Origin of the sequence: Anaerofustis stercorihominis DSM 17244, from assembly GCF_000154825.1 — a bacterium.
Lineage (GTDB): Bacteria > Bacillota > Clostridia > Eubacteriales > Anaerofustaceae > Anaerofustis > Anaerofustis stercorihominis.
Window position 1 is genome coordinate 114,999 of sequence record NZ_DS560018.1, and the last position, 24,603, is coordinate 139,601.

23 protein-coding genes and 1 riboswitch are annotated in these 24,603 nt (G+C 33.6%); of the genes, 7 read left to right on the forward strand and 16 right to left on the reverse strand.

Annotation, left to right across the window (positions count from 1 at the left end):
* Window positions 1-106: 106 nt before the first annotated feature.
* The 6 genes from ANASTE_RS04360 to ANASTE_RS04385 all read right to left on the reverse strand — a co-directional run bounded on the left by ANASTE_RS04360 (window position 107) and on the right by ANASTE_RS04385 (window position 7,751).
* Window positions 107-1,531, reverse strand: coding sequence for a polysaccharide deacetylase (locus ANASTE_RS04360; RefSeq protein ID WP_007049747.1), 1,425 nt, complete (start codon window positions 1,529-1,531; stop codon window positions 107-109).
* Window positions 1,532-1,685: 154 nt separating this feature from the next.
* Window positions 1,686-2,468, reverse strand: a complete 783-nt coding sequence (locus ANASTE_RS04365; protein WP_039945025.1) for a ParB/RepB/Spo0J family partition protein — start codon at window positions 2,466-2,468, stop codon at window positions 1,686-1,688.
* A 10-nt stretch (window positions 2,469-2,478) separates the two neighbouring features.
* Window positions 2,479-4,359 (reverse strand): tRNA uridine-5-carboxymethylaminomethyl(34) synthesis enzyme MnmG, encoded by a 1,881-nt coding sequence (gene mnmG, locus ANASTE_RS04370; RefSeq protein WP_459552724.1) that lies wholly within the window; start codon window positions 4,357-4,359, stop codon window positions 2,479-2,481.
* Window positions 4,360-4,364: 5 nt separating this feature from the next.
* On the reverse strand, window positions 4,365-5,741 hold the full coding sequence (gene mnmE / locus ANASTE_RS04375) for a tRNA uridine-5-carboxymethylaminomethyl(34) synthesis GTPase MnmE (protein ID WP_007049750.1): 1,377 nt from the start codon (window positions 5,739-5,741) through the stop codon (window positions 4,365-4,367).
* Window positions 5,742-6,201: 460 nt separating this feature from the next.
* Entirely contained in the window at window positions 6,202-6,795 is a 594-nt protein-coding gene (locus tag ANASTE_RS04380; RefSeq protein WP_007049751.1) for a hypothetical protein, read from the reverse strand.
* Window positions 6,796-6,797: 2 nt separating this feature from the next.
* A complete protein-coding gene (locus tag ANASTE_RS04385) occupies window positions 6,798-7,751 on the reverse strand; it encodes a 3'-5' exoribonuclease YhaM family protein (protein ID WP_007049752.1) in 954 nt (317 codons plus the stop codon).
* A gap of 99 nt (window positions 7,752-7,850) precedes the next feature.
* On the opposite strand from ANASTE_RS04385, the gene ANASTE_RS04390 reads away from it, so the two are divergent.
* The 5 genes from ANASTE_RS04390 to ANASTE_RS04410 all read left to right on the forward strand — a co-directional run bounded on the left by ANASTE_RS04390 (window position 7,851) and on the right by ANASTE_RS04410 (window position 11,421).
* Window positions 7,851-8,852 carry a DnaD domain-containing protein gene (locus tag ANASTE_RS04390; protein WP_007049753.1) on the forward strand — a complete coding sequence of 334 codons (1,002 nt, stop codon included), beginning with the start codon at window positions 7,851-7,853 and terminating at the stop codon, window positions 8,850-8,852.
* A gap of 2 nt (window positions 8,853-8,854) precedes the next feature.
* A complete protein-coding gene (locus ANASTE_RS04395; protein WP_039945029.1) occupies window positions 8,855-9,049 on the forward strand; it encodes a hypothetical protein in 195 nt (64 codons plus the stop codon).
* Entirely contained in the window at window positions 9,033-9,800 is a 768-nt protein-coding gene (locus ANASTE_RS04400; protein ID WP_052294592.1) for an ATP-binding protein, read from the forward strand. The genes ANASTE_RS04395 and ANASTE_RS04400 overlap by 17 nt, the downstream gene beginning before the upstream one ends.
* 93 nt (window positions 9,801-9,893) lie before the next feature.
* Complete coding sequence (locus ANASTE_RS04405; protein WP_007049756.1) at window positions 9,894-11,237, forward strand: butyryl-CoA:acetate CoA-transferase; 1,344 nt, start codon at window positions 9,894-9,896, stop codon at window positions 11,235-11,237.
* Between the two features lies 1 nt (window position 11,238).
* Window positions 11,239-11,421 (forward strand): DUF6440 family protein, encoded by a 183-nt coding sequence (locus ANASTE_RS04410; protein WP_007049757.1) that lies wholly within the window; start codon window positions 11,239-11,241, stop codon window positions 11,419-11,421.
* Window positions 11,422-11,445: 24 nt separating this feature from the next.
* Here ANASTE_RS04410 and ANASTE_RS04415 read toward each other — a convergent pair whose 3' ends face one another.
* The 6 genes from ANASTE_RS04415 to ANASTE_RS04440 all read right to left on the reverse strand — a co-directional run bounded on the left by ANASTE_RS04415 (window position 11,446) and on the right by ANASTE_RS04440 (window position 14,399).
* A complete protein-coding gene (locus ANASTE_RS04415; protein WP_039945032.1) occupies window positions 11,446-11,889 on the reverse strand; it encodes a helix-turn-helix domain-containing protein in 444 nt (147 codons plus the stop codon).
* Window positions 11,890-12,038: 149 nt separating this feature from the next.
* Window positions 12,039-12,692, reverse strand: coding sequence for an energy-coupled thiamine transporter ThiT (gene thiT / locus ANASTE_RS04420; RefSeq protein ID WP_039945035.1), 654 nt, complete (start codon window positions 12,690-12,692; stop codon window positions 12,039-12,041).
* A 37-nt stretch (window positions 12,693-12,729) separates the two neighbouring features.
* Window positions 12,730-12,828, reverse strand: a riboswitch (TPP riboswitch).
* 57 nt (window positions 12,829-12,885) lie between these two features.
* Window positions 12,886-13,143, reverse strand: coding sequence for a helix-hairpin-helix domain-containing protein (locus ANASTE_RS04425; protein WP_007049760.1), 258 nt, complete (start codon window positions 13,141-13,143; stop codon window positions 12,886-12,888).
* Window positions 13,136-13,798 (reverse strand): cysteine hydrolase family protein, encoded by a 663-nt coding sequence (locus ANASTE_RS04430; RefSeq protein ID WP_007049761.1) that lies wholly within the window; start codon window positions 13,796-13,798, stop codon window positions 13,136-13,138. The genes ANASTE_RS04425 and ANASTE_RS04430 overlap by 8 nt, the downstream gene beginning before the upstream one ends.
* Window positions 13,799-13,872: 74 nt before the next feature.
* Entirely contained in the window at window positions 13,873-14,115 is a 243-nt protein-coding gene (locus ANASTE_RS04435) for a hypothetical protein (RefSeq protein WP_007049762.1), read from the reverse strand.
* 8 nt (window positions 14,116-14,123) lie between these two features.
* Entirely contained in the window at window positions 14,124-14,399 is a 276-nt protein-coding gene (locus ANASTE_RS04440; RefSeq protein ID WP_242648102.1) for a NifU family protein, read from the reverse strand.
* Between the two features lie 159 nt (window positions 14,400-14,558).
* On the opposite strand from ANASTE_RS04440, the gene ANASTE_RS04445 reads away from it, so the two are divergent.
* Window positions 14,559-15,974, forward strand: a complete 1,416-nt coding sequence (locus ANASTE_RS04445; RefSeq protein WP_007049764.1) for a sigma-54 interaction domain-containing protein — start codon at window positions 14,559-14,561, stop codon at window positions 15,972-15,974.
* 423 nt (window positions 15,975-16,397) lie between these two features.
* Here ANASTE_RS04445 and ANASTE_RS04450 read toward each other — a convergent pair whose 3' ends face one another.
* The 3 genes from ANASTE_RS04450 to ANASTE_RS04460 all read right to left on the reverse strand — a co-directional run bounded on the left by ANASTE_RS04450 (window position 16,398) and on the right by ANASTE_RS04460 (window position 19,661).
* Window positions 16,398-17,852 carry an ABC-F family ATP-binding cassette domain-containing protein gene (locus ANASTE_RS04450; RefSeq protein WP_341271224.1) on the reverse strand — a complete coding sequence of 485 codons (1,455 nt, stop codon included), beginning with the start codon at window positions 17,850-17,852 and terminating at the stop codon, window positions 16,398-16,400.
* 524 nt (window positions 17,853-18,376) lie between these two features.
* A complete protein-coding gene (locus ANASTE_RS04455) occupies window positions 18,377-18,751 on the reverse strand; it encodes a RidA family protein (protein WP_007049766.1) in 375 nt (124 codons plus the stop codon).
* A 319-nt stretch (window positions 18,752-19,070) separates the two neighbouring features.
* Complete coding sequence (locus ANASTE_RS04460; protein ID WP_007049767.1) at window positions 19,071-19,661, reverse strand: hypothetical protein; 591 nt, start codon at window positions 19,659-19,661, stop codon at window positions 19,071-19,073.
* Window positions 19,662-20,863: 1,202 nt separating this feature from the next.
* Here ANASTE_RS04460 and ANASTE_RS04465 point away from each other — a divergent pair.
* On the forward strand, window positions 20,864-21,319 hold the full coding sequence (locus ANASTE_RS04465; protein WP_007049769.1) for a hypothetical protein: 456 nt from the start codon (window positions 20,864-20,866) through the stop codon (window positions 21,317-21,319).
* Window positions 21,320-21,345: 26 nt separating this feature from the next.
* Here the strand turns inward: ANASTE_RS04465 and ANASTE_RS04470 are convergent, their stop codons facing one another.
* A complete protein-coding gene (locus ANASTE_RS04470) occupies window positions 21,346-24,591 on the reverse strand; it encodes a fibronectin type III domain-containing protein (protein WP_007049770.1) in 3,246 nt (1,081 codons plus the stop codon).
* Window positions 24,592-24,603: the final 12 nt, after the last annotated feature.

Here is a 24,603-nt window from a genome sequence, read left to right on the forward strand (position 1 = left end):
AAAGTAAAAGAAACAAATAGAATTATATAATTTTCTATTAATATTCTTGCTCATATTTCGCGGTAAAAAAAATAAAAAAGACACTCCTTAAAGTGTCTTTCTTTTATTAATTATTTATCCCATGATGAGGAGCATAAGAATTTTCATCTATAGCTTTAAATATATATCCTCTTTTTTTGTATTTTTTAATTATTTTTGGAAGAGAGTCTACTGTCGTATTCTTCGCATCTGTATCGTGGAAAAGGATATTAATATTTTTCTCTTTACACATAGTCGCATTTTTTACTAACGTACCCACCGCAACTTCACTTCCGGAAGCATCAGTTGAATCACAGTTCCAGTCATAATACTGGTACCCCCTGTTTAAAACTTCCTTTGTAAGTTTTGTCATCAAACCCTTTTTATAGGCTCTGCTTACGGTATTTGAAGATCCGCCGGGAAATCTGATATATTTAGGAGAATATCCGATTATACCCTTTACCATATTTTCAAGCTTGTTTAAATCTTCAAAATAAGCTTTTTCGGATTTATAAACTTTTTCATAATCATGAGTATATGTATGAAGGGCAATGGTATGTCCTTTATCATGTGCGACTTTGATTAAATGATTATATTTTTTCCCGTTACCCGTAACAAAAAATGTCGCTTTAACATTATATTTATCTAGGATATCAAGTATTTTTTTTGTATTTGCCGAAGGTCCGTCATCAAATGTCAAATATACAATTTTCTTTTTATTTTCCTTAGTTGTACCAATAGGTTTTACTATATTTACAGTCCTCTGCAATGTTACGGTATTGCCGGATCTATCCGTAGCTGTATATGAAACCTTATAACTTCCCGGTTTATTAACATCCACGTTTGATGAATTTACCGATAATTTTGGAGAAGGGTCGTGATCGTCTTCAACCAAAACTCCCTTTTTTAAACTAAGTTTACCGCCCTCTACAATATCCAAAGGCTGCAAGTTTGAAATTTTTGGAGGTACTTCGTCTTTAACTACCTTAACAACGACATTTTTTTCTGTCTCATTCCCACCTGCATCGGCAACTATGACCCCAACGTCATATTCTCCCTTATCGCGGAAATCATAATCTTCCTTAAATCGTACGGTAGTATTTGTAGCGTCTTTAATGTTTTTAACCAGCTTATCGGGTTTGATCTTTATTCCAGCTTCAATAGTCACAGGCACTGTATCGAATGAAGGAGGTGTCGTGTCTTTTACATTTACTTTAATGGGGTATTCCTTGCCATGATATTTATAAATAATAGTATATGTACCGAGCTTATTTATATTTACCTTACTGTCATCAATAACTACAGCATCTTTGGAGCCGAAGAATGTATACTTTATATTATCCTTAGAATTCAATTTATTATTTATTTCCAAATCTATCGAAGAATTTGCAAATACTATCGGTGAAATTATTATTTTAAGTAAAAAAATCAAGCATACGATAGCTATCCCAAAAGCTATAAAAACTCTTTTATCTATTTTCTTTATATCTAAATTTTTTAAATCTATTTTCATTTACTAAGCCTCTTATATATCCATGTAATGATGAGATTATAACAAATTTCGACAAACTTAGCAATGAAGATAAAGTAAATCAAATATTAAGTTTTTATTAAGTTACAAAAAAAGCATACAGACTAATTCTATACGCTTTTTATAACTTGTTATTTTATTTTTTAGGTATTGTTATTACGACTTCTATCCTGTCATCAAAGTCTTTTTCCTTATAGTCACACTCAAGTCCCGTGTTAAAAATACTCTTATATGCCTGTTTTATGGTATTCGTATAAATTTTATAATTAAAAATATTTTTAACATTGGTTTTAGAAGAATTTATGACGATTTCCTGCTTTAATCGTTCAACCAAAAGCTCGGAATTTTTTACATTTAAATCTTTCTTCGCAATTTCCTTTGCGGCTTTTAATCTCATATTACTGTCCGGCAGAGAGAGAAGACACCTTGCATGACGCTGAGTAAGATTGTTTTCTATGATTATATGTAAAACTTCTTCATCAAGATTTAAAAGCCTAACCAAATTAGAAATGGTAGATTGTTTTTTACCTATCCTGCTTGCAAGTTCTTCCTGACTCATACCATATTCGCTCATTATTTTCTTATAACTTAAAGCTTCTTCATAAAAATTCAAATTTTCCCTTTGAATATTTTCTATCAGAGCTATCAAATCATTTTCTTCACTGTTGATAGAAACGATAATACAAGGGATTTTATCTAAACCGGCAAGCTTACTTGCTCTTAATCTTCTTTCACCGCTGACTACTTCATAAGAATTATATCCTTTTTGTCTAACCGTGATGGGCTGAATTATACCAAGACTTCTTATCGATTCGGAAAGTTCTTTAATGCTTTCTTCATCAAAATATTTCCTTGGTTGATCTTTGTTTGCTGAAATCAGTGATATATCCAGTTCTTTAACTTTTTTTACGTTTGCCACTTCTATCCCCCTACTGTTTATTCTTTGCAAGTTCTATTAATAGTACATTAATATCCGACGGAGAGACCCCGGATATCCTTGAAGCCTGTCCTAAATTTTTTGGTCTTATATCTTCAAGTTTTTGTCTTGCTTCCAATCTCAAATTCTTTATTTCATTATAATTTATATCCTCGGGAAGTACTTTCTTCTCCATGGACTTAAATTTATCTATACTCGCCTGCTGCTTTATAATATAATCATGATATTTTATTTGAATTTCCACTTGCTGCTTGACTCTCCTTGAAAGTTCAGGCCTGTTTTCATCAAATATTTTTGTATCATCATAACTGATTTTTGGTCTTTTTATGAGGTCATATACCGTTATTGTATTTTTAAGAGGTGTTGTCCCTATGCTTTCCAGCTTGATATTATTTTCATTGCTTGGAGTGATTTTTATCTCTTTAAGTCTCGCCTTTTCTTTATTAACAGTTTCTTCATATCCAAGAAGACGTTCATATCTTTCTTTACTTATAAGCCCCTGCTCAAAACCGTAAGGAGTAAGCCTTAAATCCGCATTGTCCTGTCTTAAAAGAAGTCTGTATTCAACTCTGGAAGTGAACATCCTGTAAGGCTCTTTCGTGCCTTTTGTAGTAATATCGTCAATAAGGACACCTATATAACTGCTTGACCTGTCCAGTATCAAAGGCTCTCTGTTTTGAACGTAATTTGCGGCATTAATTCCTGCAATCAATCCCTGTGCGGCAGCTTCCTCATATCCGCTGGTGCCGTTTATCTGTCCGGCAGTAAATAATCCTTTAACTATTTTACTTTCCAAAGATAACTCTATTTGAGTCGGTTCAACTGCATCATATTCAATAGCATAAGCTACTCTCATTATTTCTACATTTTCAAGTCCCTTAATAGTCCTTAAAAATTTGACCTGAACATCTTCGGGAAGAGAAGAACTCATCCCCTGAAGGTACATCTCATTCGTATTCAGGCCTTCAGGTTCAACGAATAGCTGATGTCTTTCTTTATCGGCAAATCTGACTATTTTATCTTCTATACTCGGACAATATCTCGGACCTATACCCGTTATATTACCGCTGTATAAAGGAGAACGATGAAGATTATCGTTTATTACCTCATGAGTTTTTTCATTTGTATAAGCAAGATAACAAGGCTGTTCATCATATTCCAAATCCTTATCCTCATTTTCAAAAGAAAAAGGAGTTATTTCTTTATCTCCGAACTGAATTTCCATTTTTGAAAAATCAATACTTCTTTTATTTACCCTTGCAGGAGTTCCGGTCTTTAATCTTAGAAGCTTAAATCCAAGTTTTTTTAGGCTGTCACTTAGCTTATTTGCCGGGAAAATCCCGTTGGGACCGCCTGAATAGCTTACATCACCTATGATTATCCTTCCTTTTAGATATGTTCCCGAGCAGATAACTATAGCCTTAGTTTTATACATTGCTCCGGTATGAGTGATTACACCGCTAACTTTTCCGTCTTCGGTAAGTATCTCCACAGCTTCTTGCTGTTTCAAATCGAGATTATCGGTATTTTCGATAACAAACTTCATCTCTTCCTGATACTTTTTCTTATCCGCCTGTGCTCTAAGAGACTGAACGGCAACCCCCTTTGCGGTATTCAAAGTCTTGGTTTGAATGAATGTCTTATCTATGTTTTTACCCATTTCTCCGCCAAGTGCATCTATTTCTCTTACAAGGTGCCCCTTTCCCGTTCCTCCTATTGAAGGATTACAAGGCATCATTGCAAGAGCATCTAAATTAAGAGTTAAAAGGAGAGTACTGCTTCCTTTTCTCGCACTTGCAAGCGCAGCTTCACAGCCCGCATGTCCCGCACCTATTACTATAACATCGTATTCACCTGCTAAAAAACTCATTATTTCCTCTACTTTCCTAAACAGAAATTCTTAAATATTTCATCTATTATATCTTCGCTTGTAGTTTCTCCCGTTATGCCTCCAAGTTTATATAAAGCGGCATTTATATCTATTTCAACAAGATCTACCTCAAGTCCTTCATTTATCATTTTTATTGCATTATCAAAATCATCTCTTGCACCAATTAAAAGATTTTTATGTCTTATATTACTTACCAAAGTATTTCCTACGCCATCATCTTCACTTAACCCGGCAAGCTCATATATCTTATTTTCTATTTTCTCTATACCCTCTTTTTTAAGAGCGGAAATTTCAACTGTTTTATAATTATCGAATGCTTTTACTGTATCTACATTTGTATTTAGATCCATCTTATTAAGTACAACCAACACTTCTTTATTATCCGGAAGCATTTTTATTATATCCATATCCTCAGTGTCAAGAGCTCTTGATGTATCTATACAAAATAATATGATATTACTTTCTTCAAGCATTTCAATTGATTTATCTATACCTATCTTTTCGACTTTACTGTCTGCATTTCTAATTCCCGCAGTGTCTATAAATTTGACAGGAACACCTTTTATGTTCACCACTTCGTCTACAATGTCTCTCGTAGTACCGGCTTCTTCTGTTACGATAGCCTTATTTTCATTTATAAGTGCATTTAAAAGCTGGGACTTCCCAACATTGGGCTTACCTATAATGGCAACTTTTATCCCGTCTTTTAAAATCTCTCCTTTTTCAAAGGTAGAAATAATTTTATTAAGCTTATATTTCATGGAATTTATTAATTCCACTATTTCATTATTTGTTAAATCTTCTTCATCATATTCCGGATACTGAATAGTAACTTCAAGCCTTGCGAGCATGTTGGTAATATCAGCTTTTATTTCATCTATCTTACTTGACAAATCGCCTTTTAGAGAACTCATAGCACTCTTTGCAAAATTGGATGTTTTTGCTGTGATGATATCGCTGATAGCCTCAGCCTGAACCAAGTCTATCCTGCCGTTTAAAAAAGCTCTTTTTGTAAATTCTCCCGCTTCGGCAAGTCTCGCTCCGTTTTTAAGCACCAATGTAAGTACATCCTTTGTGACACTCATACCTCCATGGCAGTTGATTTCAATGACATCTTCAGCAGTAAAAGAATGTGGTTCGCACATCTTGGAAACAAGAACTTCATCTATTATCTCATTTGTATCTTTATTTACAATATGACCGTAGTTTATGGTATTTTTAGGAACATCAAAAATAGAACCTTTTTTCATCTTAAAGACTCTATCACATACTTCAAATGCTTCACTTCCGCTGATCCTAATAATAGAAATACCACCATACCCCGATGGTGTTGCTATTGCAGCGATTGTATCTTCTTTAAACATTTTTTACTCCTAAAACAAATATTTCCTGAAATTTATAAATATTTCCCGATTAACTTTTAAATTATATCATAATGAATATTAAATTGCTATATTCTATTTAAAGAAAATGATTGTCAATATTTATAAAAGTTTGATATGCCTATACAATATTTTGAATATAACTATTCTATATATATTTTTAGGGCACTACGCCTACTTCGCAGATTCCGCGCCCTAAATTTCTTATAAAAATTATTACTTATTTTTATAATGTACTTTTATATAAATAAGAAGAATAAAGACATATTATATTATTATTAAATTGAGCATATAAAAAATAAAGTAAAGCTTAATGTAGTATATAAAAAACTTTAATTTAATCCAAAGTTCTTTAAAGTATAAAATTGTTTATTTTATGTGAAATCTCCTTACAAAAGGTATAATACCCGTTAAACAAATAAAAAAGACTGCCTAGCAGTCTTTATTTTTTACGTTTTCCTCTTTTTTTCTTGTTAGGCTTTGGTGCATACGCATATGCGGATTTACCTTTTTCTTTTCCTACATTGAGTCTTGATATCCTGTTTATTTCATCATTATCTTCATAATCTATAAACATAATCTGAGTTGCATTTAAAAATCCAGATTTAGGTTTATATTTTACACTAAGACCCTTTTGTTTTTTTCTTTGTTCTATTTCATAAGATTCCATTTTATCATATGTTAAAGCACCGGTCATCGTACGAACTCCCCATTCGTACATTCCTCTTCCGCCTAAGACACACATGAACAGCGAATATGTAGCAAAACCAAAATATACTCCAATCAAACCTATTAAATAGAAAAATATTGTTTCATTTAAAAAATGCATAAAATCCAAAATCAATATACCAGCAATTATCAAACCCAAATATAATAATTGCCATGCGAAATCGGTATTTTGAAGTCCTTTCGGTGCCGCATAAATCATTTCTCCGAGTTTTTTATTATTTTTAACAAACCCTCCGAGTTTAATCGCAAGCATTCCGAAATATCCAATCATGAATACTATCAAAAGTGCGGTCATTTGTACAGTCATTATTAATCTTCCTCCTTATTATCAAGTGTATAGTGATAAATATTTCTATTATCGAGCATTCTTACTCTGTTTGAAAATTCATTTTCATTTGTATTGTTAAACGCAGTCTCCATTTGATTCATTCTCGAATCCAAAATATCCAAGTAATGAAGTATTTCAGCTTCGGGTATCATAGGATATTTGGGAGAACCGAATTCCGGATGATAGTGATGTGACAGTATCATGTGCTTTAGAAGTGAAGGAACTTCACTATTTATACCAAGAGTTCTGCTTACATTGTCTATTTCGCATACACACTGAATTATATGTCCAAGTAACTGTCCGTCAGTACTATATGATTCAACAACGCCTATATCATTACACTGCATCTCTTCAGTTTTGCATATATCGTGTAATATCACCCCCGCAAATACCAAGTCCTTATTTAAAAACTTATATGTATCCGTCAGCTTCTTTGCATTTGTAAGCATTGTATATGTATGATACATAAGTCCGCTTTTCATTGCATGATGAAAAGATTTTGCGGCAGGATAGTTTTTGAATTTATCTTTGTACTTTTCCACCAATGTTTTAGTGATTATCTTTATATCTTCGTTTTTAATATTTTCTATCGTATCGATAATATCATCGTACATTTTATCTGAATTCAAAGGAGCTGTTTCAACAAGTTTAGACATATCTTCATCATTGAGATTTACTTTTTCTATACTCTCTATCTTTACCTGAGGATTTGAACCGAAACTGTCTACTTCCCCGCCAACTTTCACCGTATCGCCTGCTGAAAAAGCATCTTTCATAGTAGTATCCACATTCCATAATTTTGCCGGGATTTCTCCGCTTTTATCTTTAAGTATTATATCCAAATAATCTTTTCCCGTTCTTGTCTTCCTAAGCGTCACACTTTTTAATAGGAAATTATCTAAGACTTTATCGGAAACTTTAAGTTCATTAATCATTTTCTACCTCATAAAAATAAAATACAATAACAATATATATTCTACACTAAAGTTACAAAATATGCTATAATTGTTTTACTTTATTTTGGAGAAATTTTAATGAATAGATTTGAACTTGTAAATAACAACGATGATATCGGAGTAACAATAGTAGAGAATATGTTTATCAATCACTTCATGCCAATGGCAAGAGGTGATTATGTTAAAGTATACCTTTACGGACTTAAATGTACTCAAAACTCTATCGAAGATATGCCTTCAAACAGAAAAATAGCCAATACTTTGGGAATGAGTGAAGCCGATGTGGTAAAAGCATTTAGATACTGGCACGAAAAACAAGTGATTACATTTATGCATACGGATAAGAGAAATTATGTAATACAATACAAAAATATTTCCACAATGATATTTACTCCCGAAAAATTCAAAAAGAATGGTTCATACTCCGAAACCATAGAATATAATGCTAAAAAGCAAAATCTATTCGAAGACTTAAGTCAGGAATTTGAAGCTCCGATGGACGAAGGAGGGCTTGGAAGACCCATTTCTCATCAGGAGATGGAGATGTTTTCCGATTGGATGGAAGAATATTCTTTCAGTGCGGAAACTGTTAAATTAATAGTAAATACATGTCTTGTCAAAAGAAAAATAAAGCAAAGAAAGTACTGGAACGCAATCGCTATGGATTTTCATTCAAAGGGAATAAAAACATTTGATGAAGCTGCAATGGAATTTAACAAAAGTGATAAAAGGTATCAGGAATATCAGCAAATATTCAAATATCTGGGTCTTAATACAAGAGGTTCTTTTATTACAAAGCCGGAAGAAGCTTTGGTGGACAAATGGTTGGACGAGTACAAATTAAGTATGGAACAAATTTTAAAAGCCTGCGACGAAACGATCTCCACAAATCGTCCAAGCTTTAAATATGTGGATAAAATAATCTATAATATGTACATAAATACCGATAAAGATACAAAACCTAAACAAGATAAATACACAAAAATACAAAATAATACTAAAAAAGAAACTATTCAAAGTGACCTTGATTATGAATATTACAGCGAAGAAGATATTGAAAGAATGATGAGCGGAGAATGATCATGGAAGATAAAGAAACCAGTTTAAGTAATTTTAATAAAAAAAGAAAATCAAAAGAAAAAGAATTAAGTAATAAAATAGATAAAATGTGTAAAGATTATCCGTCGATAAAAGATATTATTGATGAAATAAACACTTATGGAATTTATGCATGTATGAATAATGTATCAAGTGAGATTTTTGAAAGAAAAAAATAAAAAGTTAAATAATAAACTAAAAAGGGAACTTAAAACATTAGGATTTAATGAAGATTATTTAAGCATTAAATACGACTGCGATAAATGTAAAGACAGCGGTTATGTAAATAATGAAATGTGTACATGCTTAAAAGGATATCTCAAAAAAAGAAAAAATAAAAACAGCATTTTATTCAGAGACGGAAATTTCGATAATTTTGATGAAAACTTATTTGACAATGACAAAAGCAAATATAAAATTACACCAAGAGAAAATATAATAAAAAACAAGGAACAATCTCTTAAATTTATTAATACATTCAAAGATGAAGAAAACACTCTAGGATTATTGATGTCGGGTAAAGCAGGCAGCGGAAAAACCTTTTTGGCAGCAGCTACGGGAAAAATACTGTTAAATAAAGGTTATAGTGTAATTTGCCTTACCGCAAAGGAATTCGAAGATATAATTAAAAGCTTTAACGATCCCGATTTGGAAAAAAAGAAAAAAGAAATATTGGATGTGGATCTTCTTATTTTAGATGACCTTGGAATCGAAACGCAAAGTGATTATGTAAATAACGAAATACTTAAATTAGTCGATTATAAAATGACTTACAATAAAAAAATGATAATCACAACCAATTTAACTTTAAATGAAATAAGAGAAAAATATAAATCAAGAATATATTCAAGAATAATCAGTAATTTTAATTTATTGAAATTTTTTGGTCCGGATTTAAGAGTTACTATCAAAATGATAAAAAATCAGTAAAATTTTACTGATTTTCCACCATTAAACTATTGACCGAAAATGCTTATAAATGATAAAATATATTTACATTTTAATAATTGAAAGGATGTTAGTATGGATTTTAAACAAGAATACGGACAAAAATCAGTTACCGCAGCAGAGGCGGTAAAAGCAGTAAAATCTGGAGATTGGATTGACTACGGATGGACAACTACCACTCCCGTAGCATTTGATAAGGAACTTGCAAAAATCATGCCAAACCTAAAAGACTTAAACATTAGGGGCGGTATTTTAATGTGGGAACCTGAAATTTTTAAATTAGAAAACGCAAAAGACCACTTTACTTGGAACTCATGGCACATGGGAGGCATAGAAAGAAAAGCTATAGCCAAAGGATTTGCATTTTATGCACCTATCCGTTACTCAGAACTTCCAAGATATTACAGAGACGGAAACACACCGGGAGCAGATATTGCGGTTATGCAAGTTGCACCGATGGATAATCATGGATATTTCAGTTTCGGTCCAAGTGCTTCACATTTAATGGCAGCATGTGAAAATGCAAAAAAAGTTATTGTTGAAGTGAATGAAAACGTACCTAGATGTCTCGGCGGTTATGAAGAAGCAATTCATATTTCAAAAGTCGACATGATAATTGAAGGAGATAATCCCCCAATGGCAGAAATGGGCGGCGGCGGAGCTGCAACGGAAGTTGATAAAACAGTTGCTGAACTGATCGTTGAAGAAATACCAAACGGAGCTTGTTTACAGCTTGGTATTGGCGGTATGCCGAATGCGGTAGGTTCTTTGATTGCTGAATCTGATTTAAAAGATTTAGGTGTTCATACGGAAATGTTTGTAGACGGTTTTGTTGACATAGCCAATGCAGGTAAAATCAACGGCTCTAAGAAAAATTTAAACAGATTCCGTCAAACATATGCTTTCGGTGCGGGAACTAAAAAATTATATGATTACTTAGACAACAACCCTGAATGTATGTCTGCGCCTGTTGATTATACGAACGATGTAAGAATTATCTCCGCACATGATAATTTCATATCTATAAATAACGCTGTAGATATCGATTTATTCGGACAGGTTAGCTCAGAAACATCAGGAACAAAACAAATAAGCGGTGCGGGCGGACAGCTTGACTTCGTTCTCGGTGCTTATCTGTCAAAAGGCGGAAAGAGCTTTATCTGTTTATCTTCAACATTTAAAAATAAACAAGGCGAACTAAAATCTCGTATTCTTCCTACACTGCATCCGGGTTCGGTAGTTACGGATACCAGAGCAAATACTCACTATGTAGTAACAGAGTACGGTAAAGTCAACTTAAAAGGACTTTCTACATGGCAAAAAGCGGAAGCACTTATAAGTATTGCACATCCTAACTTTAGAGATGAGCTTATAAAAGATGCTGAAAATATGAATATTTGGAGGAGATCAAATAAATAATATGGGAAAAGAAAGATTTATAAAAGTTTACAGTGAAGGTACACTAAACGTAACTCAAATATTTGTAGATAAAGTAACAGGTGTCAATTATATGTTTCATTGTAGCGGAAATGCAGGAGGATTAACACCATTACTTAATAAATCAGGACAACCTATGATTACACCTATTAGTGATTATGAATAAAAAAGAACCCATATGGGTTCTTTTTTATTCATTTTCTTCTTCCTTTAATTTAAGATAAACTTTATAGTAAACATCTTTTAAAACAAGCATTGCATCTTCCAAAGAATAATTATACTTTTTCATCGCTTCTTTAATCAAATTACCAAAGATATCAAAATAATAATCCATATCTATCTCTTTATCATATTTATTTAAAATAGGATAAAGCTTTGACCAGTCTACTTCATATCCATTGGATGTCTGCTTCATTTCAGGTATTTTCGTTTCCTCTACCTCATCTTTTAATAAATAATCTATACTGACATTTAAAGTATCGGCTAAAAGCTTAAGTTTACCTGCTTCTGGATAAGCAATATCCGATTCCCATTTGGAAATGGTCTGCCTTGAAACATCAAGTACCTCCGCCAGCTGATCTTGTGTCAAACTAATATTTTTCCTGGCTTTTGCTATTTTTTCTCCTGTTTTCATTTTAACACCTCCGTTATTATTCAATTATAACATTCTTACAATTTATTTGAACCAACTTGACGTTTCTAAATGCAACTTACAGGTGCTTTATACAAGAATAAAAACAAAATACAATTTAAATTAAGCTGATATGGTATAAAAATTTATTTCTAAGAATTGATTTTAATACGTTCAAGTCCCTTTTTAACGGAGGGAACGGATATGATAATAACCGTCAACAAGGCTTCCGCAGCAATATAAATACCATTATATACCAATGAATAAGGAAGAGCCGCCCACCCTTGCCAAGCATATTCAGAAAAGAAAATCCATCCCGAAATTACCGCAAACACATATCGTCCGAATACACCGAGTAGATAACCCTTGAGTAATCCATTTTTTGCTTTATAAAATAATCCAGACAATCCGAGAGCAGAAAAAGCAAATATATAATCTACAATTACCTGAAGAGGATATACTATAAAAGGCTGAGTTATGAGCTGTAAAATACCGTACGCACATCCTGTGATAATACCGGTAGAAGGTCCGTAAAAATATCCCGCAAGGCAAACAAATAACATACTGCACAAAGTAATAGTCCCGCCGAAAGGAAACTCGTATACTTTTAAGAATGAAGCTACTGTTCCCAAAGCCACTATCATTGCACAAAATACAAGTTGCTTAGTATTTGCTGATTTCTTTTCTCTTTTATTTGATAAAAATACCGCTGAAGATAAAACAGCTATGAATAAAACCGTCAACGCTATGTATCCGGCAGTCTTAAGAACATATCCATTATCTGTAGACATTATGAAAAATGACATAAAAAATCCTCCTTATTTTATATAAACAGGAGGGGTTTAACGAAATCTTCAGCTTCCTTACGCCGGTATGATCCGGATCAAGTAGTAAGGGTGAACAAATTGTTTTCTCAGCCTTACGGCTCCCCTAGCTTGTTTATTTAATTACTCTGATACTCTAACATTTAATAAAATAAAAGTCAAATAAGATTAATGGCTATTTATCTTTAAAATCCCACCACTTTTTATTTTCTCTGTCTTCCCCGCCGTTCGCATAATAAACGGCACATCTGTATACGTATAGCTGACATCTGTCGATATCAACACCTTGTCGTTCACAGTCTCTTAAATATATTTCTTCCGGGTCCGCACCTTTTAATGAGCTTATCGTGGTATAACCAAGTGATATTAAATCTTTTTCCGTTTCAACTCCAACACCCGGTATTTTTCTAAGTTCACTCATATACTTACCCATCACCTTTTAAAGAATTTATTACTTCGATATTCTTACTTTTTATTTTATTTATAATATTATCATAATTGGGATCGATAGCATTTTTTACAATTTTCACATTATATCCTCTATTCTTTGCTCCGATAGCTGTTTTTAATACACAAGCCCTTGCATCTTGACCGACGATATAAATATCGCCTATATCATTATCATGAAGAAAAGAAGATAACTCCTTATTTGAAAATGCATCTTGATTATGTTTGATAAATATATTATTGCTCTTTATATTTAAATTATCAGTAAATTCTGAACCCACCTGCCCTTTGAGAAATCCACCGCCCATTGTAAACAAAGAAAACAGTATGTCATAATATTCAAATACATTTTTAATATAAACGATATTATAATCCAAGTCCTTTGCCAGCCTGATTTCCTTATTGACTTTCTTTATTAAATCATTTTTATTTTGAGAATTACACTTTTGTAAATCCAAAACAAGTAAGGCACTTTGTTTTCCGATTAAAGAAGTATCCTTACTTTTCGTAGGCATAATAAAAACCATTAACCTTAAAAGTAAATATATTATAAACACCCAAGTAAGCCATACCGGTGCATATACTAAAATGATTAAGAATACACATAAAGAAATAAGTTTTATAAGCATATATTTATCCATTTTTTATCCCCCAATAACAAACTAAACATATTATATCACAATAAAATAAAAAAGCCGATACTCTCAGCTTTATATTATAATTTAATATTCTCTAATTCATATTTACTTTTAATAATATAAGTTTTTTTATTCTTATCTATAAAACTTATATCCGCACAAGCAGAATTGCAACCGCATATGATTAAACAAATTTCAACATCATTATCATAATCATATGTAAACTCAATATCTTTATATTTACTTTTAAAATTATCTACTTCTTTTACTCTGTCATACCTAGGATTACATCCGCCGCAATATTTTATAAATACTTTCATAAATAACCTTAATGTTTTAAAATCTTTTTAGCAAAATCCAACAGTTCTTCACTTACTTCTTCAATTAAGATAACATCTTTTACTTCGGGGATTTCTTCCATAACACTGATTTTAATTAAATCTTCATTGGTAGTTCTTGCAGCGGGACACCCCGAACACTTCCCTATTAATTTAATTCTAAGTATATTATCCTCATAACTCTTTATTACTACATCTCCCCCGTGACTGTTCAGAGAAGGTCTGACTTTTTCATTAAGTACTTTTTCTATTTTTTCTATCATCATACTGCCTCCGTGATAATATAACCACATTATATAGTCATATTGAAATAATATCAAGTGAAAAATATAAAAACATCATTATGACTTTTATTACCAATATTATAACAAAAATATAGTTGCATTATTGCAACAACAGAGGTAAAATGAAACAGAGGTAAAAAAATGAAAAAGAACGATACAAATAACTTTGGTATTTTTAACAATTTACAGGAAGCAAACGATAGATTAGATGCTATTATAGAAAATTCATTTGACGGTATATATATAACTGACGGAAACGCAAATACAATAAAAGCGAATAAATCTTATGAAATGATAACAGGACTTAAAAAAGAAGAAGTCATCGGCAAAAATATGCTGGATTTAGTAAAAAATAATGTTATTTCCGTATCAGGATCATTACTTGCTATGCAAAAAAAGAAACCTATTACGCTTCAGCAGGAATTTAAAACAGGGAAAAAAGCCTTGATAACAAGCTCTCCGGTCATAGATGACAATGGAAATATTATCATGGTAGTAACAAATGTAAGAGACTTGACTGAAATATATAATTTAAAAGAAGAAATAGGAAGAAAACAAATAATAGATACGAATAAAGAACATAAATTAAGTCCGATAAATAATAATCCGACTATTGTAGATGATATAATCTGTGTCGATAAAAAATCCATAGAAGCACTAAATATTGCGGATAAAGTGGCAGGACTTGATACAACGGTAATGTTACTTGGAGAAACGGGAGTAGGAAAAGAACTGTTTGCAAACCATATATATAAAAACAGCAACAGAAAAGATAAGCCCTTCATAAAAATAAACTGCGGAGCAATATCTCCAAATCTTGTTGAAAGTGAACTTTTCGGCTACGAAAAAGGTTCTTTTACGGGAGCAAATAAAAACGGGAAAGCCGGATTATTCGAAGTTGCGGATAAAGGGACTATATTTTTAGATGAAATCGGTGAACTTCCTCTTGATATGCAAGTAAAATTATTAAGAGTTTTACAGGAACAGGAAATTGAAAGGATAGGAGGAACAAAACCAATAAAAATAGATGTGAGGATCATTGCTGCAACAAATGCAGATATGGAAGATATGGTCGAAAATAAATTATTTAGAAAAGATCTTTATTACAGGCTTATGGTATTTCCTATCTATATACCTTCTCTAAGAGAAAGAAAAGAAGACATAATCCCTCTAACAAACTTATTTATAAATAATTTTAATGATAAGTACGGATTTAATAAAAAGTTCAGCGAAAGTGCATTAAGTAAATTAAAAAATTATGATTGGCCGGGAAATATCAGAGAACTTAGAAATATTGTGGAAAGAGGTCTTATTATAAGTAATACCGAAAGAGTAAATTCAAAAGATTTACCTTTAAACATCAACCCTAAAAATAACCCTTATGGAGACATTGAACTTAAGGAAACCAATGATTTAAAAAAATTGGTTGAAAGTATAGAGCTTAAATATATAAATGAAGCATATAAAAAATATAAGAACGTAAGAGATGCAGCGGCAAGCTTAAATATGGATCCGTCTACTTTTGTTAGGAAAAGAAAGAGATATACAAAAAAATAGAAGATTTTTTCTATGGATCAATCTTAAGAGTCTTGACTAAAAATCAAGACTCTTATTTTATTAAAATTTATAAATGTATGACTAAAAGAAAGCTTCATGTAAATTGAACAAATTTTATTTAATTAATATTTCTTATAATAAATATTTTTATAAATAAAATGTTAACAGATTTTAGACAGAAAACCAGAACAAGCAGGTTTAAGTAAAAAATACTTATAAATTTTAAGTCGTTTATAAATAACAAATATCATGTAAGCAAATCTGCTCATATTGGCTTCTGCGATTCGCACGATCATATATTCTTTAGAAATTTTTAATAATATAAGCCAATTTGCTTTATCAAGATTTACGAACCGAACAAATAAATCCCGGTATTCATTAACGTTCTGCCTTAAAAATATCAGGATTTAATGAATAAACCCCTTATAAGTGAATCACTCTGTCACAGAAATCTTTATAAAACTCCTCTTCGTGAGAGACCAATATCACGCTTCCTCTGAAGAGGCGCAGTGCTTTTTTGAGTGCTTCTTTTGCGTTTTTGTCGAGATGATTGGTCGGTTCGTCCATTATAAGGAAATTGCAGGGGCTAAGTGTAAGAAGACACATTTTTATTTTTGCCTGTTCTCCGCCGCTAAGGGAAGATATTTTCTGATTTGAATGTTTGAAATTCACTCCGCACCTTGAAAGGTGACGTCTGACTTCTTTTTCCGAAAGCTTTGTGAAGCTATCGGAAACTATTTCGATCGGGGTCATTTTACCGTCTTCCCAAATTAGGTCCTGTTCGTAGTATCCTATTATGACCTGAGGAGAAAATTCAAATGAGCCGCCGAGTTTTTCCATATTTCCCGTAAGGGTCTTTAATAAGGTGGATTTACCTATGCCGTTAAATCCTGTTATAACGACTTTTTCTCCTCCCTTAATGGATAAGATGATATCCCTTAAGACAGGGTAGTCATATCCCACTTTAAGGCGGTTTACTTTAAGCTGTTCCGTGTTATTCAGTACAAGGCTCTTAAAGTCGAAGACGGGCTTTATTTCTCTTGTATCCAAGGCTTCCATTTTATCCATCCTCTCCAGCTGTTTACGTCTGCCCTTAGCCATCCTTGTCTTTCTTCCCGCAATGTTCCTTCTTATGAATTCCTCTGTCTTTTTGATTTCTCTTTGCTGAGCGTTGTATTTTCTGATGTAGTCCTCTCTGAGCATTTCTTTCTTTTTGAGGAACTCACTGTAAGTCCCGTAGTATTTATTGATTTTACCGTTATCTATATCGCATATCCTGTTGGATATGTTTTCCAAAAAGGTATGGTCGTGAGAGACTACCATAAATGCGTTGTCTGAATTTTTAAGGTATTCGCTAAGCCATGCTACGTGCTCTTTGTCAAGAAAGTTGGTGGGTTCGTCCAAAATGAGGACGTCCGGCTTTTGAAGAAGTAGTTTTGAAAGGATGACTTTAGCCCTTTGACCTCCGCTCAAACGGACTACTTTTCTGTCAAGACCTATTGCATCAAGCCCAAGCCCGGTGGAAATCTGTTTGATTTTCGTATCTATTTCGTAAAAACCTTCCATTTCCAGCCTTTCCTGATATTTACCTGCCTTGTCAAGTGCCGTTAAGTCACCCTCTGCGGATTTGATGTAAAGTTCGTTCATTTTCTCTTCGGTGGTGTATAATTCCATGAATGAAGATTTCAGGAAGTCTTCTATGGTGATTTCATCGTCTATTTTGGCGTACTGATCAAGATATCCGACTTTTATCTTTTTGTCCCATACTACCCTTCCTTCGTCGGGAACGGTAAGTCCCGTACATATTTTTATAAAGGTGCTTTTCCCCGCACCGTTCTGACCTACTATCCCAATATGTTCGCCCTTATTTAGCGTCATATCCGCATCCTTGAATAAGACCGTATCCGAATATGAATGAAAAAGATTTTTAATATATAATAAACTCATTTTGTTTTCCTCGCTGATTTATATTTATTTAATCTCACCTTCTTCAATGAATAAAACAATCAAATAAAAAAGAAGGCGGTATCTGCCTTCTTGAAAAATAGAAGGCTACGGACCGTAACGCTGTCCATAGCCTAAATTTTTATCGGGAAGAAAGTAAGAAAATAAATACCTTTAAAGGTTTATTTTAAAACTTTATTTACATTCCCGATGAATATTTTATGCTCTGCACAACGTTCATCGTTTCATTTGCACAGAGCCGAGTTTTCTAACGATTTTGTCTGTTTTGTAAAAGTTCATGACCGTCTCCTTTTTTCTAAGCTCATAATATCAGAGCTTATGGGTTTTGTCAAATGGGGAATATTAGAGACGCCTATGGTTCATAACTTGAGAAAGATTTGAAACAATCAAATTTATAATAATTATAAAAAGCACCCTATTGGGTGCTTCGATCCTGATCATTCAACTGCGGCAATGACTTCGACTTCAACGAGGACGTCTTTTGGAAGTCTTGATACTTCAACACACGACCTTGCAGGTTTGGAAACGAAGTATTTTTCATAAACTCCGTTAAAATCCGCAAAATCTTCAATATCGCTTAAAAAGCATGTAGTCTTTATTACTTTATCAAAACCGCTTCCCGCTTCTTTTAATATCTGTTCTATATTTTGGCATACTCTCTTTGCCTGTACTTTTATATCACCTTCGATTATTTCTCCGCTTTCGGGGATTATCGGTATCTGTCCCGACGCATATAACATACCCTTTATGATTATTCCCTGTGAATAAGGCCCTATTGCCTGAGGTGCTTTTTTTGTTGATACTATTTTCATATTATCTCTTCCTTTCAATCAAACTGTTTTTATTATATCATATTTTTTCCTTTTTGATATACAGCCTATCATATAAACTCCCAAAATCAAATAAAAACACCTTGACCGTATCCGATAAAAAAACATTATTCCCATTTAAATTTACTGTTTTTTAGTTCCTTTTTGATTTTATATACCGTTAAAATCATCACTTATCAAGTAATAACTTCTTAAATCTATCTTAAAATACATACCGCTAAAAATCAAATACATCAAAAGTATAATTAAAATGATATATTTATTTTATACCCCGCATATATATCCAATCAAATAAATATCCCTACCCCTCATACCCTATCATCATTTCATCAATTTCATCTTCACAGTCTTTCATTGCTTCCAAAGTATCTTTAAGTAAATCATTAAGTTCCATTCCAAGCATTTCCGCTCCCCTTTTGATTATGTCCCTGTCGCACCCAGCCGCAAACCCTTTGCTTTTGAATTTCTTTTTAAGGCTCTTAAGCTCCATATCTTTCGTGCTCTTCGACGGTCTCATCAATGCCGCCGCATTTATAAGTCCCGTAAGTTCATCGACTGCAAAAAGCACCTTCTCCATTTCATGCTCGGGCTTTATATCTGAACATATCCCATAACCGTGAGAGCATACCGAACGTATGACGCTTTCGTTCACTCCGCCCTCTTTCAGCAGATCTACTGCCTTTTTACAGTGTTCATCGGGATAAAGCTCAAAGTCTATATCGTGAAGGAGACCGACTATTCCCCAGTACTCTCTCTCACCCTCATACCCCAGCTTATTTGCATACCACATCAAAACCTTTTCCAACGTTATTGCATGTCTTATATGAAAAGCCTCTTTGTTATATTTCTTAAATAGCTCAAATGCTTCGTCTCTTGTAATATCAGTTTTCATTTCTCCTCCTAAAACCTAATTTATATTTGTAATCATAAAATAAATTATGAACCTAAAAACCCTCTTTGTCAATACAGTTAAGGGACTCAGTTCCCTATGGCCCCTGTGAAGTTTTTTTTATGAAGAAAAAAAACAACTTAATAAAACTCGCAAATCTTGCTGATGCAAATCCCCTGCACAACAAACTAAAAAATCCTGTAGTTTAATATTCCAAAGTATATCCGGATTAAAAATCCGTCCCGTTTTTCAAATGGGAAAAAAGTCAAATCCTTTCACTTCGTAGTGCCTAAGCCCTCGTGGGAGTGATATTAAACTTACCTAAGTTATTCACCCGCATATTACCCAAAAGAGTCATTAACTTTAACAAACGATAAACCTTTTATGTGAAAGGTTGGGATAGCGGTCATTTCAAAATTCGAATAAGATTTCAACTGATTTATACTTCAAAAAAACAAACATATTTTTATCTATAAAATATGTTCGGTCAATAGAGGAATAAACAACATGAACAATTTCGCTTTATAGATATTTGTGGATTATCGATTAATATCGCCCGCGTTCCTTAGAAGAGAAGCTATCCCACACATTTTTATATTTTGCGGCAGTATAACAGTCTTTTCAATAATCCCTAATAAGGCTTTTACTGATTAATATCTCGAAGAAACAAATATTTTTATTTATAAAATACGTCCGTTCCTTAGACTTATAGCAAATTCAAGCGTATTTTTTATAATATTTACAAGATACTTTTAATTTCTTCCCGCAATTTCTCTAAACGACCACTGCTTTAGTGGAAATATAAAAATTGATGTCATTACTTATCTTTTAATCCCCCAATTAAATATATCTAAAAACCTTCGGCTTTTCCTCTATAAATAAAACTTTTACACTCTATTAAAGGTAATAAAATATAAAATCTTTATTTATTGGGTCGGGGTAGCGGTCGTTTCAAAAATCTCGGGAAGAGATTTTTAGAAAATCCGACCGCGTTAAAAGATTCCGCGGCGATTGAGCGGAAGCCTTTTTTCCCCATTTTTGTGGCTTCGGACAAAAATGGGTCGCCCTTTAGGGCGAAACTATTATACCTTCATTTGTAAAATAGATGTAAAACTTTAGTAAAGACTAACCAAAGTATATTGTATAAAAAATGTAAAAAAATATAATGATAGTAAGAAAGGAAGTATATATAAGGAGACAGAAAAATGAAAAGGAACAATATAATCATAGGTGCGGTTTGTATGCTGATAGCTGTTTACTTTCTTTTCTCTATGATACCGTCTCTTGCCCTTACCGACATTATATATTCTTCATACGAAAATAAAGGCAAAACAAACTCTTACGATATATCCCTGACTACAGAAACTCCCCCTTCAAATATGTTAACGGCAGAAAATAAGGAAAAGAACAAAGGGAAAGATATCAACAGAGAATTCAAATTGTCGGATATAAAAGTAATTCACAGCTTTATCGGTGCAAACTGTTACTTTGAACGAGAGTTTACCGATTACGTAAGTGTTGGAGGAAAGAAACTGGTATACGACACTTTCAAAACCAAAGAAAGTGCAAAGATGAAGTACAGTTTTAAAGAAGGCAGATGGACGATAACAGACCATCGTCTGATGACTGATGAAACTAGCGGGACGGCAGTAAATCTATAAATAAAAAGGACGCATTAAGCGTCCTTTTATTTTACCTTGACATTTTTTATCTTGCTCCAATCTCCGTAATATACCTTGCTTCCCACATCTATCCTTCCCCTTACTCTGAATGAATAGATCTTATTCTTTTTAAGCTTCTTAATGGTATATTTCAAATCCTCGGTCGTCACATATTTGTAATAGGTGTTGCTGTCCTTTACTTTATAAGCCACATGATATTTTAAAACTCCGGAACTCTTTTGAGATTTTATCGTAAGCGTCACGGATTTCGACTTGGTCGAAGCCTTTGAAATAGTCCCTTTCTTAGGCTTTATTATAAATCCTTTTTTAACGCTTCCCGCATAAGTATTTATCCCGGTAATCGTAACATAAGCCTTTCCCGCTTTTAGATTGTCACGATAGCTCAATTTATAGTCCTTATTCAGCTTAAGTGTCTTTTTACCTATCTTTATCACAGGCTTTTGACCTATCTTCTTTCCGGTATACACTTTCGTTTTGATACCGCTTATCTTAGCCGACGCTATATTCGGCTTTACGCTGATTTTTGCTATTTTACCGGTAATATTTCCCAGGTAATTTTGTACTTTTACAAAGTAATATGTCGTACCTTCTTTATTCGTGGAAGGTTTATAAGAAGCAGAAACAGCCCCTTTTATTGCTTTTGCACCGCTAAGTGAATTCTTGGTATTGCTGTACCACTGATATTTCAAATCCCCGCCTGTGGCTTTTACGCTCAAAGCCTTGGCAGACTGATTTTTGTAATAAGTGCTTGATACTGCATTTACCGTGATTACAGGCTTCGTACATATCACAAACTTATATCCGTTTTCTTTTGCATAGCTTTCGGCGTACGAACCCGACGAGGAATAGATGGTAAAGCTTGAGGATTTATTTCCGAAGACATTTTCCCCAATGACTTTTACGCTTGAAGGGATATATATACCGTTTAGTTTGGTGCAGTCGAAGAATGCATAATCTTCGATTTCTCTTACGGAAGACGGAAGTACCACACCGCTCAAACTCGAACATTTATAAAATGCCTCTCTGCCTATCTTCGTTATCCTCCTGCTTCCCACAGATTCCACATTCACGTTCATCGGCAGATCCCCCTTTGAAGTAAAGCTTCCCTTTATTCCTTTTACCGTCACATCACCGCTATATATGTCATAAAGATAAGTAACTTTTCCTCCGCTTAAAGATACTTCTTCGATATCAGATAAGATGTCCACTCTCGAAACTTTAAACGCCCTTATGCCGTTTTTGTTCATGAGCATATAATAAACGTTATGTTTACCCACATCTCTGAATTTCATTATATCCAATGAGTAATCCTTCGGATCGGTGCTCGCCTTATTCGAATATATAACGCTGTATCCATTCGGAAGTTCACCTTCATCAAGACCGAAAACGCTTCCGTTATATGTATCCGTAGAAATACTCATAACAGGGAGCTTACCCATATCGTTAAGGCTAAGTCCCTCTTTATTTATTCCCGTTAAGTCAGCCTTTTTTATCATAACTATCCCATCGGAAGATATATCGAATATGGTCTTTAAATCATTATCGCTTTCTTCGATATTTACCACATCTTTAGAAGCGGTCAAAGTCCCGTCCAGATCCAGTCTCTCATTTATATAGACTTTTCCCTCTGCATTAAGGCTTACCCCCTCGTCTATCTTCATTCCCGCATATAACTTCCAGATGCTGTCTTTATTTACATTGTAAGATTTCTTATTTTCACTGCTGTTTAAAGGTATGTCTTTCAATGAGAATACCGTTCCCGAAGCATTGATATTTACATTTTTCGCCTTGTCTATATAAGGTCCGAAAACAGGGTCGTAAACCTTAGCTCCCTTTTCGATATTCACATTTATATTATTCCTTATGACCGCGTCACCGTTAGGAGGATAGTCGGAACCTACGTACAATGTTTTTACATTGCAGGTCTTTGACATATCAAAATCAACGTCGTCATAAAATCCTCTCCATAGGAAAGCGACTTCTTCACTGCAGTAAACATTATCCGAAAAATCCACATCGATTTTCTTCGTATATCCGTTTTGAGAACCTATATTGACTCCGGTGTTAAAGTTTGCATTTTTGACTTCTCCTTTAATATTTCCTACGCTTGTGTATCCTCCGCTTCCGAATACCACCAAGTTTTCAAAGGTCGGTCCGTCTATATTTATATCTATATTATCGAAATTACCTATCTTGGAAATCTCGTCTTTTGCCCCCGATGAGGAGATAAAATATACTTTTCCCTTCTCTTCTTTCATCCCGCTGTAATAGTCGACGGTTCCCCCTTGTCCGCCGCCGTAAACATATCCGCCGAAGGTTATATTACCCCTTAGGTTCAAACTTCCCTTTTTAAAGAAGTTGTATTCGCCGTTTGCAAGTATACATTCTCCGCTGACGTTCATCATAGAAGATTTTGTATTTACTACGTTTACTGCGGAATTATTGATTACATTTACGTACTTCATTCCTCCGTATATCTTAGCTACGTCCGTATTGGTAACATTAACGCTCATATTGTTTATATCAGCATGATCGCTTGCTCCGTAAATCTCCGCATTTTCCATTCCCGTACAGTTATTTACGTTTACGGATAGATTTCCTCCCACATACTGAGATTTATTATTTGAATTGGTTTGATTGTAAATCCCGTATATCTTAGGATAATTGGTAGGCTTCATTGCACAGCCTAAGAAATTCAGCGTAAGGTCGCCTTTAACGATGCCTCCGTTATATATCCCGTACTGACCGTTTGTAAGTACCCCCGCATACCTAACGTCGACATTAACGCTCTTTGCGGTTATTTCTCTGTTTTCTCCCTGTCCCTGAATTGCATAAACCGAGCCTATCTGTCCTCCGCTTACTTTTATATTAATGTTGCCCACACTAAGGGGTCCTTTATCTTTATCCGCATACTGTATCCATGCGCCTCTAAGCTCGGAAGAAACCGTTCCGCCCAATATGTTTATATCTACATCCGCATCGTTTCCCGTGGAATTAAGCCCTACTATCTTGCTTACCGTACCGCTGTACATACAAACCGACGCTTTTTTCACGCTGTGATTTTTATCGTCTCCGTAAACGGTAAGATTGTTTCTATCATATGTTATGCTGTCGTTTCCGTCATTGTAGTATATGCTTACTCCGGTGTCGGAACCGGCTTTCTGCCTTATAGTTATATCGTTGCCGTTGGCATACAAACTGCTTCCCGAAATTTCCGGAACCGATTTCCCGTCGTCTTTTACGACGCTCACTTCGCATGAAGC

Coding starts and splice junctions, on each gene's coding strand:
- ANASTE_RS04435 (WP_007049762.1), bottom strand. CDS start 14,115: ATGAAAGTATTTATAAAATATTGCGGCGGATGTAATCCTAGGTATGAC.
- ANASTE_RS04465 (WP_007049769.1), top strand. CDS start 20,864: ATGAAAAGGAACAATATAATCATAGGTGCGGTTTGTATGCTGATAGCT.
- ANASTE_RS04430 (WP_007049761.1), bottom strand. CDS start 13,798: ATGGATAAATATATGCTTATAAAACTTATTTCTTTATGTGTATTCTTA.
- ANASTE_RS04455 (WP_007049766.1), bottom strand. CDS start 18,751: ATGAAAATAGTATCAACAAAAAAAGCACCTCAGGCAATAGGGCCTTAT.
- ANASTE_RS04385 (WP_007049752.1), bottom strand. CDS start 7,751: ATGATTAATGAACTTAAAGTTTCCGATAAAGTCTTAGATAATTTCCTA.
- ANASTE_RS04445 (WP_007049764.1), top strand. CDS start 14,559: ATGAAAAAGAACGATACAAATAACTTTGGTATTTTTAACAATTTACAG.
- ANASTE_RS04440 (WP_242648102.1), bottom strand. CDS start 14,399: ATGATGATAGAAAAAATAGAAAAAGTACTTAATGAAAAAGTCAGACCT.
- thiT (WP_039945035.1), bottom strand. CDS start 12,692: ATGTCATTTTTCATAATGTCTACAGATAATGGATATGTTCTTAAGACT.
- ANASTE_RS04390 (WP_007049753.1), top strand. CDS start 7,851: ATGAATAGATTTGAACTTGTAAATAACAACGATGATATCGGAGTAACA.
- ANASTE_RS04405 (WP_007049756.1), top strand. CDS start 9,894: ATGGATTTTAAACAAGAATACGGACAAAAATCAGTTACCGCAGCAGAG.
- ANASTE_RS04450 (WP_341271224.1), bottom strand. CDS start 17,852: ATGACGCTAAATAAGGGCGAACATATTGGGATAGTAGGTCAGAACGGT.
- ANASTE_RS04410 (WP_007049757.1), top strand. CDS start 11,239: ATGGGAAAAGAAAGATTTATAAAAGTTTACAGTGAAGGTACACTAAAC.
- ANASTE_RS04415 (WP_039945032.1), bottom strand. CDS start 11,889: ATGAAAACAGGAGAAAAAATAGCAAAAGCCAGGAAAAATATTAGTTTG.
- mnmE (WP_007049750.1), bottom strand. CDS start 5,741: ATGTTTAAAGAAGATACAATCGCTGCAATAGCAACACCATCGGGGTAT.
- ANASTE_RS04395 (WP_039945029.1), top strand. CDS start 8,855: ATGGAAGATAAAGAAACCAGTTTAAGTAATTTTAATAAAAAAAGAAAA.
- ANASTE_RS04460 (WP_007049767.1), bottom strand. CDS start 19,661: ATGAAAACTGATATTACAAGAGACGAAGCATTTGAGCTATTTAAGAAA.
- ANASTE_RS04425 (WP_007049760.1), bottom strand. CDS start 13,143: ATGGGTAAGTATATGAGTGAACTTAGAAAAATACCGGGTGTTGGAGTT.
- ANASTE_RS04380 (WP_007049751.1), bottom strand. CDS start 6,795: ATGACTGTACAAATGACCGCACTTTTGATAGTATTCATGATTGGATAT.
- ANASTE_RS04360 (WP_007049747.1), bottom strand. CDS start 1,531: ATGAAAATAGATTTAAAAAATTTAGATATAAAGAAAATAGATAAAAGA.